Consider the following 15,759-nt stretch of genomic DNA (forward strand, 5'->3'; position numbering starts at 1 on the left):
CGGCCTCTCGGTGTTCACTGAGCCGCTTATTGCGAGTGTGGGAATCGACAGAACCGCCCTGTCCTTGTCCTATCTCACCGCCACTCTCATTGGTGCCGCGTTCCAGCCTCTCATCGGTAAGGCCTCGGACCGCTGGAACGCTCGCGTCGTCATGGCTGTCATCGCCATTGGGTTCGCGATCGTGCTGGTGGGGTTGAGTTTTGCCCACGAACTGTTCGGGCTGACCTTCGGCTACATTGGAGTCCGCATGGCCGGGCAAGGGGCACTGAGCCTGACCGTAGTCACCGCAGTCTCCCGGGCCATCGATCACCGTCGGGGCCTGGCGCTGGGAATCGCTTCGGCGATCGGATCGACGGGCATTTCCTTGGCGCCGGTCGCCCTGGAGCGCCTGATCACCGCAGTGGGCCCAGCACAGACCTGGCGGTGGGAGGCCCTCGCTGTCATCGTCGTGGCCATGCCGGCCATTCTGTTCGTCCGATCGACTGGCCGCCGCGAGTACACAACTGGCAACTCATGCGACCCTGACATAGAAGATGACACAGGAACGTCCGTAGACACGGACAGCGCGCAGGTTGCCGATGTGAGGCCCTTAACCGATTGGACACTGTCCCAAGCTCGACGGACCGGAATGTTCTGGGTCCTCGCTGCGGCTGTGGCCAGCTCGTCGATGCTCAGCACCGGCCTGGCCTTCCACCAGATCGCGGTCCTCGGCGGACAAGGACTGAGCCCGGCCGAGGCGGCGGCGAATTTTATTCCTCAGACCATCGCGGCACTGTTGGCGACCCTGCTCATCGGTGCTCTCATCGACTCGATGAATCCCAAGATCTTCATCATCTTCTCCATGGCCACCACCTCAGCCGCACTGCTCATGTTGCCCCTGATCTCTCCCGGATGGACAGCCATCACCTATGGCCTCATCCTCGGTGCCGCAGGCGGGTGCCTGCGCGGCATGGAAGGAGCGACCTTCGCCCGCTATTACGGAGTGACCAACATCGGGGCAATTCGAGGACTAGCCACCGCGATCAGCCTGGGAGCATCCGCCCTGGGCCCCTACGCCATGGCACTGGGCACCGATCTCACCGGCAGCTTCGCACTCCCGGCCGCCCTGCTGGCAGTGATTCCGATCGGCATCGCCACCGTCACCGTTTTCACCTCTCAACCTCGTCATCACGATCCATTGGTGACAGGTTGAGCGCCAAGCACGAGCGCCGCACGATTTTTGACCGTTGGTGCACAGTATTTCGTGTGCCTTTCGCTGGCCCGAACTTTGTCCTTCGTCACATTACAGACAGCGAATTAGCATCGACTCTCACGTCACGGTAGAGTTGGAAATCGTTCGGGTCGTCCAGGCCCCTTCATTCTCAGTTTCCTGATCCGACAGGCACCACGTCACACTGCTGGCAACTTCGCCGTTTGATCACTGTTCGCGCTTCTACACACGAAGCACACTACTGCCCGGAAGGTAGAAGATGACCACTGTCACTGTCGAAACCGACGACACCAAACGGTACAGACCAGAACCCTCGGTGTGGACCGCTCTGCGATCGCCGAAACTCCTCACCCGTGAGGCACTTGCAGGCCTCGTCGTGGCCCTTGCGCTGATTCCCGAGGCGATCTCGTTCTCCATCATCGCTGGCGTCGATCCCCGAGTCGGACTCTTCTCCTCCTTCATCATGGCCGTCTCTATTGCCTTCCTGGGCGGGCGACCTGCCATGATTACTGGCGCTACCGGTGCTATCGCACTCGTCATCGCCCCCATCGCCCACGAGTACGGGCTCGACTATTTCATCGCCACGGTCATTCTGGCCGGTGTTTTCCAGATCGTCCTCGCCCTCTTCGGTGCTGCCAAACTCATGCGATTCGTCCCGCGCAGCGTCATGGTCGGCTTCGTCAATGCCCTGGCCATCCTGATCTTCATCGCTCAGTTGCCACAGCTCATCGGAGTTCCCTGGATGGTCTACCCACTCGTTGCAGTGGGCCTACTCATCATGGTCTTCATGCCCAAGATCACCAAGATCATTCCAGCTCCATTGGTCTCGATCGTCATCGTCACCGCCGCTGTCATCATTGCCGCGATCAACGTGCCGTCCGTTGGAGATCAGGGTGATCTGCCCGATAGTCTGCCGCAGCTGTTCTTCCCCGACGTCCCGATCAGCTTTGAGACCTTCCAGATCATCGCGCCCACCGCCCTGGCGATGGCCCTGGTCGGATTGATGGAATCTCTGATGACTGCGAAGCTCGTTGACGACGTCACCGACACGCACTCGAATAAGACCCGAGAAGGCTGGGGACAGGGAACCGCGAACATTCTGTCGGGATTCTTCGGCGGCATGGGTGGTTGCGCGATGATTGGTCAGACGTTGATCAACATCAAGGCCTCTGGAGCCAGGACTCGGATCTCGACGTTCTTGGCTGGCCTATTCCTCCTCATTCTCGTCGTTGCCTTGGGTGATGTCGTCGCAATCATTCCCATGGCTGCGCTCGTGGCTGTGATGATCATGGTCTCTGTCGGTACCTTCGACTGGCACTCGATCAAGATCTCGACCCTGAAGCGCCTGCCCAAGAGCGAGACCTTCGTCATGCTCGTCACCGTCGTTGTCGTCGTTGCTACCCATAACCTCGCCATCGGTGTCATTGTTGGTGTGTTCGTCGCCTCGGTGATGTTCGTTCGGCGTGTGGCCCACTTCGTCTCTGTCGAACGCGAGCTTGGTGAGTTCAAGGGACGTGCGGAGGCGAAGTACACCGTCACTGGCGAACTCTTCTTCGCCTCGAGTAATGACCTCACGACCTTGTTCGAGTACACGAAAGATCCTGATCACGTGGTCATCGACATGTCCCAGTCACACATCTGGGACGCGTCGACCGTGGCAACACTCGATGCTGTCGAGACGAAGTACGAACAGCAGGGCAAGAGGGTCAAGATTATCGGAATGAATGACTATACCGATGATTTCCATACCCGTCTCACCGGCGGTCTTGGTCAGGGCCACTGACCCCTTGGTCTCCTAATGTGCGGTCGCTGAGATCTCAAGAGTGTAGGCGACGACGGTGCTGAATACTTCAGACGTATGACGGATGAGGAGTTCAGCATCGTCATGTTTCGCCACACCGACTAACCCTTCCCACAACACGGTGAGGTAGTGGCCACCTGCCAACCGGTCCGCCGCTAGGAGAGGACCAGGTCGAGCAAGAGGGGTCTCACTGTCTGTTGGCATTGGAGCAGAAGACGAACACCCATCTGTTCGCAGGTTGTCGATCAGGGTCTGAAACGACAGTCGAGCAGCCTGGCGGAGGTCGACGTCGGCTATCGGAGATGAGTGACTTCCGCTGGCTATAGCTCGTGACATCAAGGTGGCGGTGAGGTCGTCGACGTCGAGGTCGGACAGGAGTTCGTCCCAGCGCTCGTCATCGCCGGGCAGCGGCTGCTCGGCAAGCGATCGGCCGACGGCACTCTCAGGAGAGGGACGATCGTGCCTGTTGTCTCTGCTGACGACATCGTAGGCGCGCCTGCTGGAAGAGGTCACTTTCCCACAATAGATCCGAAGCCCAACTTTTAATATGCAATCCGGAATATTTACCCCTGAGGACCTCAAAGACGAGGCCTCCTCAAGTGAGTTAAAGATCAAGCGGACATCCGAAGACGCCCGCTTGATCGGCCCGGTCAGGGCCTGACAACGTTGCGGCCCGGGCATGTCTCCGAACCTCAACAACCACATTTTACGCCCAGCAAAGCCTGTCAGTAACTGATCCTCGACTTCCAGCCGGAATGAAGCCGGCGCGGGCGACGAATGCCGTGCGCGGCCAGCTAGCTCACGTGCGCAGTAAGAAAAGCCGACCCGTCTCACCCCGGCTCAGCCAAGGTGTCGTGAGTGACGGAGGCCTGGCGGTGTCGGTACAAGGTTGCCCTGGACCAGCCCACCAAGCGTGCTGCATCTTCAGCGGTTCGACCTTTCGCTCGGGCATCCTCGGCAATCGCGAGCTTCTCAGCGATCTCGTCCGGGTCGAGCGGCGGCCGCCCGAACTTGGTGCCGTTGAGCTTGGCTGCGACGATGCCTGCGTTGACACGTTCGGTGATGAGCTCACGTTCATACTCAGCCAGAGTGGCGAGCATTCCTAGCATCATCCGACCCGATGACGTCTCGGGATCAATATTGTCTGAAATAGAACTGATCTTCACACCCCGGTCGCGGAGATGGTTCACGGTTGCCAGAACGTCGAGGAGTGAACGGCCGAGGCGATCGATGCGCCACACGACGACGGTGTCACCATCTTCGGCATATTCGATTAACCGTTTCATTCCCGGTCGTTGTTTCGCCGCCTTACTGCCGGAAGTCACATCAGAGAACACGTCCCGTTTCTGGACTCCCGCACCGACGAGTGCATCGAGCTGGAGCTGCGCATCCTGACCGGCGGTACTGACTCTCGTGTATCCCAGAAGCCTCATACTTCAAGAATGACTCACAAATACCGAAAAGTCACCACGGTAAGACATTCTCCGTCGAGACGGGTTATCGAGACATGTTTTGCCCCTTGAACTCGGACCGCAAAATTTGTGAGTCGCAGCGGTAAATGGCACGTTTCTCGCGGCGTTTAGTGGCCGATGAGGAGAGCCTGCCGAGCTGCCTCTACAACCTCGGGCGTCAACTCGTTGAGGTCGTTCACGGTCTGCACGCGCTCGATCTGGGTGAGTAAACGGTCGACGAGGCGGAAGTTGCCTGCGGTGATCCGGACGATAGTCGCGATCGCGGTTGCGTGGGCGACGCCACCATCGGTTGCCTCGCCCTCAGCTGGAAGTCGTCTGGCCAGGACTGCGGTGAGTTCGTCCGCGCTCAACTGGCGGTACTCGTGAGCGAAGCCGATACGGCTGTAGAGCTGCGGGTAGCGGGCGAGGCGTTTCTCGATGCCCGGCATACCAATGAGGATGACGCCCATATGGTGATGGTCGAAGTAGTCACGGACTTGCTCAAAGCCGGTGGCCTTAAGACGGTCGGCTTCGTCAATGATGAGCAGCTCGGTGCGTCCGCTGGAACGGGACTCGGTATGGACGTAGGGGTCGACGATGCCGTGCTCGGCGAAATCGACGGCGTAGGAGATGCGTTGACATGCTCGTGGCAGGCCCTGGTCTATTTGTTTCGGGGTGGCCACGACCGTGGGAGTGAAAAACGCAGTGCGGGCCTCGAGAACACGTTCCGGCACAGGGCCGAGGGTGTCGGAGAAAAAGGATTCCCATTGTTCCCAGTCATCGACTCCGGAATAGTGCCGGGCGGAGAGTGTCTTGCCGACCCCCGGTGGCCCCCAGCACAGGCCAATATAGCGATGAGTGCGCACCGCGTCAGCGAACTCGGCGAAGCGGCGATGCTCATGAGTCGTCTGGAACGGTGGCAAATCGGGCCGTGGCGGGGCGCTGGAGTTGATCTCCCCGAAATCGCCGAAAAGGAATCGGCTTCCGTCATCGTCCTTGCTGAGGAGACTGTGTTTCGGGTCAGTCGGTGGCATAGAGTCGCAATCCGTGTCGTGGTGGGACTTCGTCGCCGCCGACCGGTTCCGCTTCGGTTGGTTCAGGCGGGACGTAACGGTTGTCAATCGGCAGCGCGTCGGCGAGGCTGCGGCGGTGGCGCAGCTGTCGCTTGAGGTCACGGCGACGTTGCGACCGGGCAGCCTGCAGCTCTCGCAGCGAGACGGACTCGGCGGCGAGCTCGGGAGCGATCGCGCGGCAGAGGTAGTCATCGTTGAAATAGACGCGGATCTCGCCGACATCGCGCGGGTCGAACCGGATAGTTACCTGTTCACCGACGTAGGCGGCCAGCACCGGGGACACATACCGGGTGGAGGAGAACTGAATCCCGTCGCGTTGGACCTTCCTTGTAGTCGCCGCAGTCAGCAGAAGTAGGTCCAAATCCTCCGGCCGTACTGGGGCTCGCGGTATGAAGCCGGAAGCTGCCCAGCGGTGGACGGGGGCTTGGTGGGTTTCGGAGTGTGGGCGCTGGTTGTATTCGGTGACAATGAATCTTTCCAGGATCGCGTCGAGTTGCTCAAGACTGAGCGCCGGGTCCGTGAGAGGTTCTCCGTTCGTTCCGTGCGGGATATACCCGGGTAGGTGCGGCAAGAGCTCGGTGGTGATGGAGCCATAGAACCGCTCGATCTTCCCTCGCCCCTGCGGAACGCCGATGCGTGAGTGGATGAGCTGTATCTGCGTGTCCAGGCAAACCCGTTCGAGGCGGACGGAGGTGAAGTCCGAGCCGTGATCGGAATAGAGCACATCTGGCAGGCCGCAGACCGGCCAGGCAGGATTCGTCTTCTGATTGACCGCTTGGTGTAGTGCCAGAGCTGTCTGTTCGGCTGATGGGGCACCCAGGAAAAGGGTGTAGCCGGCGACTGCGCGGGAGTAGTCATCCAGCAGCACCGTCAACCACGGCCGAACCGGCACGCCAGCTTGGTCGAGTACTGCAACGTCTAAGAGCGTGTGGTCGGCTTGCCACTGTTCGTTCGGGTTCAATGTGGTGCGGCGGAAAACCAATTCGAACTGGTCCCGGTAGGCGGCATCGCCGTGCTGGGCGAGTGTGCGCAGGCCCGGGTCGATGGCACCAATGATCCCCCGGACGCTGGAGTAGCTTGGCGCGGGCAGTCCCCGATCGGCAGCTATGCCGCTGACTCGGCGATGAACAAACGCGACTGAGGGCTCGGGGCAACGAAGCGCCAGAGCTTCGATCATCTCCACAATCTCGGGCAGTATTCGCCTCGTGCCGTTGTCAGCTCGCCGGAGGCGCTGCAGGCCATTGGACGTCGGGAAAGCACCATACTTCGCGGCCCAGCGTGACAACGTTCGCACCGGTACTCCTGATTCGGCCGCGATCCGTGTCCAGGGGACACCGTCATCGTGCTGGCGCAGCAGAGCGAGCCTCTCCTCTGGGGTCCTCTGCGCCATGACGGTCACCAGTCCTGGATCAGGTCTCGGGATCGGCGGCAGTCTTCGGCGCGACTGTCACCGCTTCGGGAGGCCGCGGTGGTAGGTGGCGATACAGGCTGGTACGGGTGATCCCGGTTTTGGCCACGATATCGGCGATGGTGTGTCCGGTCGTGCGCAGGTGCTCGGCGTAGGCCAGTTTGTCCGGATCCACCACTGATGGCCGTCCGATGCGTCGGCCCTTCGCGGTCGCTACCGCTCGAGCGTGGGCGGCACGCTCCAGGGTGTATGTGCGTTCCATCTGTCCGAACAACGCCAGTAGCACGACCGATAGCTGCGCCATCGGATCATCCGGGTTCGACGAGTCCACTCTGATCGGGTCGGCGAGGTTGCGCACACCGATGTTGCGTTCGGAGAGGTCATGAATCAGGTTCAGAGTATCGCGCACCGTTCGCCCAAGCCGATCGAGAGTGTGGACGACGATGACGTCACCGTCGCGGGCATATTCCATGACTGCACGCAGCCCGGGGCGGTCGACCGTGGACCCGGACTTTTTGTCCACATAGATCCGTTCGGCCGCGATTCCGGTCTGGGTCAGAGCATCGATCTGTCGATCCAAGTCTTGTTTGACCGTCGAAACCCGCGCGTACCCCAATTCCATGCGCCCAGCGTACCAATCTTCGTGTCTGTACGGAATGTATGGGACGTTGTTCTGGGCCTTACTTATGGGATGGAAAATCAGGTTCTGGCCCGATCGATGAGGTTGCTCGTCTTCGGTGTCCCACTACCAAGGAACTGGGACACCTGGCCCGACATGTTCGTGGCTGTGAGTTTCAGTGACGCATGGCGGTAGTTGTAGAGCCTGAAAAGGCGACTAAATGCGAGAAGGATCTACTGGCCAAGTCTCCTCCCGGGCAGAACGTAGTCGCCGAGACTACGGGGGCGGTAACGACTCATCGCATTGAGTAGCTCATGAGAGACGACCGCGCCTCGAACCGAATGCCGATTAGCGCGAAGATGCGCACGAACTAACCAGGCAGCATCTCGCCTCGGCATTCGTTTAGTCGAGTGATTCGCTGTCGCCTCATGCTCAATGACGACAGGTTCCGGGTAGAGGAGCCCAAAAGACGGGGACCATCACTGCCCACACTGCTATGCAGTAAGGACACAACACTCCGGTGACAGAGAGGCTTTGAACTCTCGGTCCGAGTCTGCGTTCACTCGAACTTCACTATCTGTCTTCGTTATCGTTCTAAGATACTGAAATGGAACCTGTTGAACCCGAGTCTGCGCAACTCGAACACCGTGACTTACTGTCCGGACTCGTACAGATGCACGTCCTTCATCATGCAGCCCAAGAAGAGATCTACGGCACGTGGATGATCGACGAACTAGCGACCCACGGCTATCGACTCTCGCCTGGCACCCTGTATCCGATGCTCCATCGCATGGTCGATAACGGCTACCTCACCGTCCGATCCGAGCGCGATGGCCGCACTGTCCGCAAATTCTACTCAGCCACAGCAAAAGGTCGCGAAGGACTGGCTCTGGCACAAGAACGCGTTCAAATCTTCATCCGGAAGGAGCCTGGAAATGACTGACACCACCCCCACCCACTTGAAAGGACAGGGCTCTGCCTGGGAAGTGTTCCGCATCTTCCTTCGCCTTGGTCTCACATCCTTCGGCGGACCAATCGCACACTTGGGCTATTTCCGCACTGAAGCTGTCGAGCGGCGAAAATGGTTAGACGAACAGGAATATGCCGATCTGGTCACCCTGTGCCAGTTCCTTCCCGGCCCGGCCTCCAGCCAGGTGGGATTCGCAATCGGCATGCACCGCGCCGGGGCCCTGGGGGCATTGGCGGCTTTCCTCGCTTTCACTGTTCCATCTGCTGTGATCATGGTGGTATTCGCCTATGGTGCGGCCCTGTTTACCGGGCCCGTGGGCGAAGGTCTACTCAACGGCCTCAAGATCGTCGCCGTCGCTATCGTCGCCCAAGCTGTCCTCGGCATGGCCAGAAACCTCACTCCGGACAAACAACGCGCATCGATCGCTGCAGTTGCCGCGGCCGCAGCCCTGCTCATCCCCGGGGCATTCGGGCAAATCACTGCCATCGCACTCGGCGCTATTGCCGGTTATCTGCTGTGTCGTAAGAGCAGTGGAGCGACTGGGGGTGTGTTGCACTTCCCAGTCAAACGCCGCGTAGGAATCACCAGCTTAGTAATATTCATGACGCTACTTTTTGGCCTGCCCCTAGTCGTGGCTGCGACGGGATCGTCGAGCCTGGCGGTCTTCGATGCGTTCTACCGAGCCGGCGCGTTGGTCTTCGGTGGAGGACATGTCGTGTTGCCACTGCTCCAGGCCGGTGTCGTCGACACAGGGTGGGTCAGTGACCAGCAGTTCCTCGCCGGATATGGTGTCGCACAGGCCGTTCCCGGTCCATTGTTTACCTTCGCGGCGTACCTGGGGGCGATCTCAGATGTTGGCCCTGGTGGTGTCCTCGGTGCGGGTGTTGCTCTTGCGGCCGTGTTTCTACCGGGGTTTTTGCTGCTGGTTGGTGTGCTGCCGTTCTGGAATGTTCTGCGTCAGCGGGCGTGGTCCCAGGCCGTGATGAGTGGGGCAAATGCTGCGGTGGTTGGGATTCTCGCGGCCGCTCTCTATCAGCCGGTGTTCTCTACGGCAGTGACCGGGCAGGGCCCATTTGCTCTTGGTCTCGTCTGCTTCGTGCTACTCATCGCCTGGAAGCTTCCGCCATGGATGGTTGTCGTTGTTGGGGCTGCTGGTGGAGTTGTCCTCGCACTGCTGACGTAGGAGCCCACATCGCTAGCAAATGAGACTTGATAGTGTCTCCTTGCCGTTGGAGATCCTCGTAGCAATCGTCGCTGACGGCCTCCTGCTCGCTGGTCATCTCTACATCGCACAGCTTTGCTTCGATTACGGAATAATCCTCGAGCGAAGCTGATCGATGAACTCATCCGCTGCAGCAAGTTGCTGAGCGAGCTTTTCCCGTCGTTCGTTCGCGTCGTCGAGAAATTGCGTCATCGCATCTTCTCCATCGGCGCTTGAAGAATCACCACTGCGAACACTCTCCAGTGCCCTCAAAAGATTCCCCATCTGCTCCAGCGAATACCCCAGCGGCTTCATTCGGCGGATGAGCATGAGCTGGTCATGATCGTCCTCGGTATAGAGGCGGAAACCACCTTCCGACCGTCCGGACGGGGTCAACAGGCCGATCTGGTCATAGTGGCGAATTGTTCGCAAAGACAACCCTGTGCGCTCAGCCAATTCTCCAATGTGCATCATCCCTGCCTCAGGCATGGCGGCAGACCCTCCTCAATTCGCATCAACTCTTACGTTACGTTAGAGTCAATTTTAGTGCCCACACAATTGTGCGGTGGCCTCCTGGTTTCCAGGCCCCAGAAAGGGGCCCGCCGGACTCGCGCAGAAATGCGCGCTCAATCTTCGATGGTGTCACACTCGACCCACTCCTAACCTTGGAGACTCATTAAATGACGACTGCAAGTACGACCGCCGACGACCGAAGTCGATACCACCCCGACCCCTCAGTGATAACCGCACTGAAGACCCCACGCATCCTCACTCGGGAAGTCCTCGCGGGACTAGTCGTCGCGCTGGCACTGATTCCGGAGGCGATCTCGTTTTCAATCATCGCCGGCGTCGATCCAAAGGTCGGCCTGTTCTCCTCGTTCATTATGGCCGTCACTATCGCCTTCGTCGGCGGACGCCCCGCGATGATCACCGCCGCCACCGGTGCGATCGCGCTCGTCATCGCACCCGTGGCCCGTGAATACGGATTGGATTACTTCATCGCCACCGTGCTGCTCGCCGGGGTGCTACAGATCGTGCTCGCTGTCTTCGGCGCGGCGAAACTCATGCGGTTCATCCCGCGCAGTGTCATGGTTGGCTTCGTCAACGCTCTAGCGATCCTCATCTTCACAGCTCAGCTCCCGCAGCTCATCGGTGTGCCCTGGATGGTTTACCCGCTCGTCGCAGTCGGCTTAGTCATCATGATCTTCATGCCAAAGATCACCAAAGTCGTCCCGGCTCCGCTGGTCTCGATCATCATCGTCACTGTCGCAGTCATAGTCTTCGCAATCAATATCCCCGCTGTCGGCGACCAAGGCGAACTCCCACGGAGCCTGCCCGAACTGTTCGTCCCGAACGTTCCACTGACATGGGAGACGCTGACAATCATCGCCCCTTACTCTCTGGCGATGGCCCTCGTTGGACTCATGGAGTCCCTGATGACGGCCAAGCTTGTCGACGATGTCACCGACTCGCACTCAAACAAGACTCGTGAAGGTTGGGGCCAGGGAGTGGCGAACATTCTCTCGGGATTCTTCGGCGGCATGGGTGGCTGCGCCATGATCGGGCAGACCATGATCAACGTCAAAGCCTCCGGTGCCCGTACCCGCATATCAACATTCCTGGCAGGAATGTTCTTGCTGATCCTCATCGTCGCCTTTGGCGACGTCGTGGCGATCATCCCGATGGCCGCGCTGGTTGCTGTGATGATCATGGTCTCGGTCGGAACCTTCGACTGGCACTCGATCAAGCTCTCCACCCTCAAGAGAATGCCCAAAAGCGAAACCGCTGTCATGGTCATCACCGTCGCTGTGGTCGTCGCGACTCACAACCTCGCCATCGGCGTCGTTGTCGGTGTGTTCGTGGCCTCGGTGATGTTCGTCCGTCGCGTTGCCCACCTCATCGACGTTCGCCGGGAGATCCAGGAACAGGACGGGCTGCAGGTCGCTCACTATACAGTCGAAGGACAGCTACTTTTTGCCTCCAGCAATGACCTGACCACACTGTTTGAATATGCTGCCGATCCGGATCGGGTGATCATCGATCTCACGAAATCTCACATTTGGGACGCGTCAACTGTCGCCGCACTCGATACGATCGAGACGAAATACGCACACCACGGTAAGGCTGTCGAGTTTGTGGGCATGAACGACTACACGACTGCGTTCCACGCTCGACTCACCGGCGGCCTCGGCGGCGGCCACTAGAGAGAATACCGCCTTCTACGCCATTAAGCCGGGGTGCTGGCAAGGCTGACGTTAGTCTTCAGGACTAGTCGAGCAGTCTTGCAGGAGTCTCTACAGTGCGTCTCACAACCTACCCGCCTCAAAAGTCATGGCATGGGAGACTCCTTGCGGCTAGAACTCGAACACGTAGGCAATGAGGTTAGCACCGCCACTGAGTGTTGTCAGAAGACCGCCATTTACTGCTGAAGCTCACACGCAAAATTTGCCACGGCCAAACCGATCGGCAGTCTTACTAAACTATAGATTTCCGAGACACCCTGAGCCGCGGTGTGTCTCTCAGGCTGTGGTACTGGACCTTAAGTAAGTCGTGTGCGGAGGATGCGGAGGAACTCGTCGGCACGCTCTATCTGCCGGGCGAGTTTGTTTCGCTTGGTGGTGGCATCGTCGATTAGCGCGAGCAATTGTAGGCGTGCTTGGCTTCGCTGGTCCTCGGCTGCGTCGCTGTCGACAGTATCGAGGAGAGTGAGCATTTCGCCCATCTCGACGGTCGAGTAATTCAAGGCCTTCATTTGCCGGACTGTCATCAGGCGTCGCAAATCGTCGTCGGTATAGACCCGAAATCCGCCCTCGGTTCTAACGGTCGGTGGGAGCAGGCCCATGTCTTCGTAGCGTCGCAGGGTTTGTGAGGATAGCCCTGACTTCTCTGCCATCTCACCGATGTGCACGTTAGCCTCCGTCTCTGTGCTCGCGATTTGCATCAACCCTACCGTGACGTCATTGTTGGTAGTGTATTTGGCCATGCCGAAGGTGCTCTGCGCGTTGCCCCTCGCTTCTTTAGAGCCCCATGTGGCTACAACCGCGACTCCCGCCGGCGAGAGGACTTCATGCCCGGAAACACCCCGCCCCCGCGAGCACTATGGATCGATGGCCTGAGGGGGGTCGCCATCCTCCTCGTCATGGTCTGGCATGCCCTAGTCATCGGCGACGATCAGCGCGTGCAACACGGACCGATCTGGGAGACTTCCGTCGCCTTGCAAGGCCTGCGCATGCCGACACTCTTCTTCCTCTCTGGCCTGCTCCTTCCCCGCGCCCTGGAAAAGCCGGTCGGGTCCTACATCTGGGGCAAGTGGACGAATCTCGTTTGGCCATATCTCGTGTGGCAGCTCATCGCCCTAGTGCAAGCCCCCGACCTTAGCGTGCTCAGACTCACTGACTGGGGACCGCACAACTATCTGTGGTTCATGTTCTACCTCATGGTGTACTTCGCAGTGGCCCTAGTACTGCGATGGATGCCTCCGATAGCGATGCTCGCTGTTGCCCTGGTGGCATTCATCGTCCTCGGAATCGTCGCCGAGGAGGGCAGTCAGCCAATGCGACTGGGCATCTACGCCGTATGGTTCTTCGCCGGCGCCGCCACCGGCCGAGCCTTTGCCGAGGAGAAGCCGGGATTTTCGTGGGACCGCGCTATTGTCCTCTTCTGCTTCCTGGCAGCGGGATGGGTCAACCGGAACATCGCTGGCTTGTCCACGAACCCGGAGGCCAATCCGTTCGTCTTCGTCTATGTCTCCGTCCCGACGGTCGGTGCGGCCGTGGCCGCAGCGCTTATGTTCGCCGGCCACCGGGTCTTCCTGCCGGTGCAGTGGGTCGGCCGCCATAGCGTGATCTTCTACACGGCACACTTCGCCGTCCAGGTCTTCGTCATCGTGGCCTTGGTCGATACGCAACTTGGCGGGCCCGATGCGGCGGTGCTCGGCTTCCTGGCATCGGTCGCAGTTTGCTCGCTCCTCGCTGCCTTGCGCGGTGTCATGGTCGTCAGCGTTCTCTTCAGCTTCCCGGCGCGGTTAATGCCACGAGCCGTGCGGCCCGTCTCCAATATGACGTCACTATCTGCGCCCTAGGGTGGGCGTGGGTCATAACTCTGGGTTCACAGATGGTGACGTCTACGGTCGAGTCTCTTAGCTCCCGGGGCACGCAAGATGAGACCATTCGGGTGCCACGACAGCTGCCAGATCGGACTATTTCGTGAGGGCCGCTTCTTCAGCAGCAACCCGTCCAGCACTTCCACGCTCAGCAAGTTTGCCGATCACGCTAGCCCGCAAGCGAGCTTGCTAACGTTCGGCGTCTGGCATCGTTAAATGCCCCGTCGACGAAATTCTTCCGAGCTTCTCACCATCCTTGCCTTTCCTTTCAGGATCAGTTCTAGGTGCATCAATGATGCATTGAATGCAATACTGGTGACGTGAGTTCTGGACATGGCGGCGTGACCGCTCTGCGGCTGCTTGGGAACGTGCGCCCGCTGGATGAGAAGCAGTTTGTCTACGATGCGATGCTGGCGGGCTGGAGTGATCAGCAGTCCAGTCGAGGGCTCGCCGGCTCGACGATTTACAGCAGAGTGCTCGTGATCCGCCGATTCGAAGCATTCACAGGGCGCTATCCGTGGGAGTGGTCGGCTGGTGATGTTGAGGACTATACGACGAATGCGAAGTCGGGAACGCGCCCTGCGGCGCGGTCGACCATTCGTGCGTTCCAGGCAATCATTCGTCTCTTCTGCGACTATCTGTGTGATGGACGTTACGAGTGGACGTCCGAGTGCGAGCGTCGGTTCAGTCAGGCGCCTCAGCAGATCTGCTACGAGTGGAATACCGCCGCGCATCTGGTCGACTATGAAGGGCGTGCGCAACGTCGAGCGCTCACTTACAACGAGCTCGAACAGTTCTTCGACGCCGCAGACGCCCGAGTCGAGACCATCCTCACGCAGGGGCGCAAGGGTGCGCTTGCTGCACTGCGGGACGCTCAGATTTTCAAGACCATCTACGCCTACGGGCTGCGCCGTGCCGAGGCCGCCGGGCTCGATGTCGCGGACCTGCGCCCCAATGGTGCAACTCCTCGGTTCGGCCGATTCGGTGCCGTCGAAGTTCGTTGGGGCAAGGGCTCGCGTGGCTCAGGGCCGCGCCGGCGATCGGTCCTGACCGTCCCGGAGCTAGGCTGGGTGACCGAGGGGCTCGCGCAATGGGTCGATCACGCACGGCCCCGGTTCTCCGACGAACCAGGCATGCTCTGGCCGACGGAGCGCAGAAGCCGAGTCAGTGTCCGCTATATCAACTCGAGGTTCGCTGACCTCCGCGACCAGCTGGGCCTTCCACCGGAGCTTAGCGTGCATGCGCTTCGTCATACCTACGTTACCAACCTGATCGAGTGGGGATACTCGGAGAAGTTCGTCCAAGATCAGGTAGGCCACGCCTACGCGTCCACCACCGCGATCTACACCTCGCTCGGTGATGACTACAAGACCCGCATGGTGACCCGAGCACTGGCCCGAATCTACGGAGGAAATGATGCCGACAACCGCTGATCAAAATCCGATCGCCTGGCAGCTGCGGCAGGTGATGGCCGCCGCTGGGATGTTCCAGACGACCGACCTCATTGAACCGCTTCGCGAGCAGGGCGTGCAGCTGTCTCGCGAGCAGATCTACCGTCTCGTTTCGAAGACGCCGGAGCGCCTCAACATCGAAGTCCTCGCCGCGCTGTGCCGCATTCTCGATTGCACACCCAACGACCTCATCGAGGTCGCACCGGTTGCTACAGCTCATGTGCCTCGAGCCGTAGGTGAGCCGCGCAGCTCTGGGCCTTCCATTGGCACGCTGCGGCCGATCCCTGCGAAACTCCGCCGCCCCCCAGAGTGAGCGAGGTGCCGGCATGAGCCCTGGATCGAAGCGTAGATGCGACTCGTGTGGCCGCGACGTCAAGGCCAGGTACGAGATCCTCGAACAGCGCATCTGCAACGCCTGCTACTCCCGCTTGCGCCGGAACGCAGCACCTTGCCCGATGTGCGCCCAGATGAAG

The 15,759-nt window shown here is 59.8% G+C and carries 15 protein-coding genes; 8 read left to right on the forward strand and 7 right to left on the reverse strand.

Annotated features, from left to right (window positions below; translation table 11 throughout):
• Nucleotides 1-37 precede the first annotated feature (37 nt).
• Complete coding sequence (locus PGC08_RS01500) at nt 38-1,192, forward strand: MFS transporter (RefSeq protein ID WP_442868146.1); 1,155 nt, start codon at nt 38-40, stop codon at nt 1,190-1,192.
• A 277-nt stretch (nt 1,193-1,469) separates the two neighbouring features.
• On the forward strand, nt 1,470-2,993 hold the full coding sequence (locus PGC08_RS01505) for a SulP family inorganic anion transporter (RefSeq protein WP_125240298.1): 1,524 nt from the start codon (nt 1,470-1,472) through the stop codon (nt 2,991-2,993).
• 12 nt (nt 2,994-3,005) lie between these two features.
• On the opposite strand, the gene PGC08_RS01510 is transcribed toward PGC08_RS01505, so the two are convergent.
• The 5 genes from PGC08_RS01510 to PGC08_RS01530 form a co-directional block, all read right to left on the reverse strand.
• Nucleotides 3,006-3,524: a hypothetical protein gene (locus PGC08_RS01510; protein WP_125240297.1), complete on the reverse strand. Its 519-nt coding sequence runs from the start codon at nt 3,522-3,524 to the stop codon at nt 3,006-3,008.
• 317 nt (nt 3,525-3,841) lie between these two features.
• Complete coding sequence (locus PGC08_RS01515; protein WP_125240296.1) at nt 3,842-4,444, reverse strand: recombinase family protein; 603 nt, start codon at nt 4,442-4,444, stop codon at nt 3,842-3,844.
• 146 nt (nt 4,445-4,590) lie between these two features.
• Entirely contained in the window at nt 4,591-5,496 is a 906-nt protein-coding gene (locus PGC08_RS01520; RefSeq protein ID WP_009883806.1) for an AAA family ATPase, read from the reverse strand.
• Entirely contained in the window at nt 5,483-6,925 is a 1,443-nt protein-coding gene (locus tag PGC08_RS01525; protein ID WP_050773396.1) for a Mu transposase C-terminal domain-containing protein, read from the reverse strand. Before PGC08_RS01525 ends, PGC08_RS01520 begins: the two co-directional genes overlap by 14 nt.
• Before the next feature lie 19 nt (nt 6,926-6,944).
• On the reverse strand, nt 6,945-7,565 hold the full coding sequence (locus PGC08_RS01530; RefSeq protein WP_025777886.1) for a recombinase family protein: 621 nt from the start codon (nt 7,563-7,565) through the stop codon (nt 6,945-6,947).
• 718 nt (nt 7,566-8,283) lie between these two features.
• Here PGC08_RS01530 and PGC08_RS01535 point away from each other — a divergent pair.
• Both PGC08_RS01535 and chrA read left to right on the forward strand, forming a co-directional pair.
• On the forward strand, nt 8,284-8,505 hold the full coding sequence (locus PGC08_RS01535; protein WP_241212426.1) for a PadR family transcriptional regulator: 222 nt from the start codon (nt 8,284-8,286) through the stop codon (nt 8,503-8,505).
• The gene (chrA, locus tag PGC08_RS01540; protein WP_009883802.1) at nt 8,498-9,715 is read left to right on the forward strand and encodes a chromate efflux transporter; all 1,218 of its coding nucleotides are present in this window, start codon (nt 8,498-8,500) and stop codon (nt 9,713-9,715) included. The genes PGC08_RS01535 and chrA overlap by 8 nt, the downstream gene beginning before the upstream one ends.
• A gap of 123 nt (nt 9,716-9,838) precedes the next feature.
• Here chrA and PGC08_RS01545 read toward each other — a convergent pair whose 3' ends face one another.
• Nucleotides 9,839-10,222, reverse strand: coding sequence for a MerR family transcriptional regulator (locus PGC08_RS01545; RefSeq protein ID WP_009883801.1), 384 nt, complete (start codon nt 10,220-10,222; stop codon nt 9,839-9,841).
• Nucleotides 10,223-10,413: 191 nt separating this feature from the next.
• Between PGC08_RS01545 and PGC08_RS01550 the strand changes: the two genes are divergently transcribed.
• Complete coding sequence (locus tag PGC08_RS01550; RefSeq protein ID WP_009883800.1) at nt 10,414-11,937, forward strand: SulP family inorganic anion transporter; 1,524 nt, start codon at nt 10,414-10,416, stop codon at nt 11,935-11,937.
• A 335-nt stretch (nt 11,938-12,272) separates the two neighbouring features.
• Here PGC08_RS01550 and PGC08_RS01555 read toward each other — a convergent pair whose 3' ends face one another.
• Nucleotides 12,273-12,716, reverse strand: coding sequence for a MerR family transcriptional regulator (locus PGC08_RS01555; RefSeq protein WP_249356821.1), 444 nt, complete (start codon nt 12,714-12,716; stop codon nt 12,273-12,275).
• Between the two features lie 84 nt (nt 12,717-12,800).
• Between PGC08_RS01555 and PGC08_RS01560 the strand changes: the two genes are divergently transcribed.
• The 3 genes from PGC08_RS01560 to PGC08_RS01570 all read left to right on the forward strand — a co-directional run bounded on the left by PGC08_RS01560 (nt 12,801) and on the right by PGC08_RS01570 (nt 15,599).
• Nucleotides 12,801-13,814 (forward strand): acyltransferase family protein, encoded by a 1,014-nt coding sequence (locus PGC08_RS01560; protein WP_137826018.1) that lies wholly within the window; start codon nt 12,801-12,803, stop codon nt 13,812-13,814.
• A gap of 341 nt (nt 13,815-14,155) precedes the next feature.
• Complete coding sequence (locus PGC08_RS01565; RefSeq protein ID WP_271709333.1) at nt 14,156-15,268, forward strand: tyrosine-type recombinase/integrase; 1,113 nt, start codon at nt 14,156-14,158, stop codon at nt 15,266-15,268.
• Complete coding sequence (locus PGC08_RS01570; RefSeq protein ID WP_249356819.1) at nt 15,249-15,599, forward strand: helix-turn-helix domain-containing protein; 351 nt, start codon at nt 15,249-15,251, stop codon at nt 15,597-15,599. The genes PGC08_RS01565 and PGC08_RS01570 overlap by 20 nt, the downstream gene beginning before the upstream one ends.
• Nucleotides 15,600-15,759: the final 160 nt, after the last annotated feature.

The organism is Brevibacterium sp. BDJS002 (assembly GCF_028201555.1).
GTDB lineage: Bacteria > Actinomycetota > Actinomycetes > Actinomycetales > Brevibacteriaceae > Brevibacterium > Brevibacterium aurantiacum.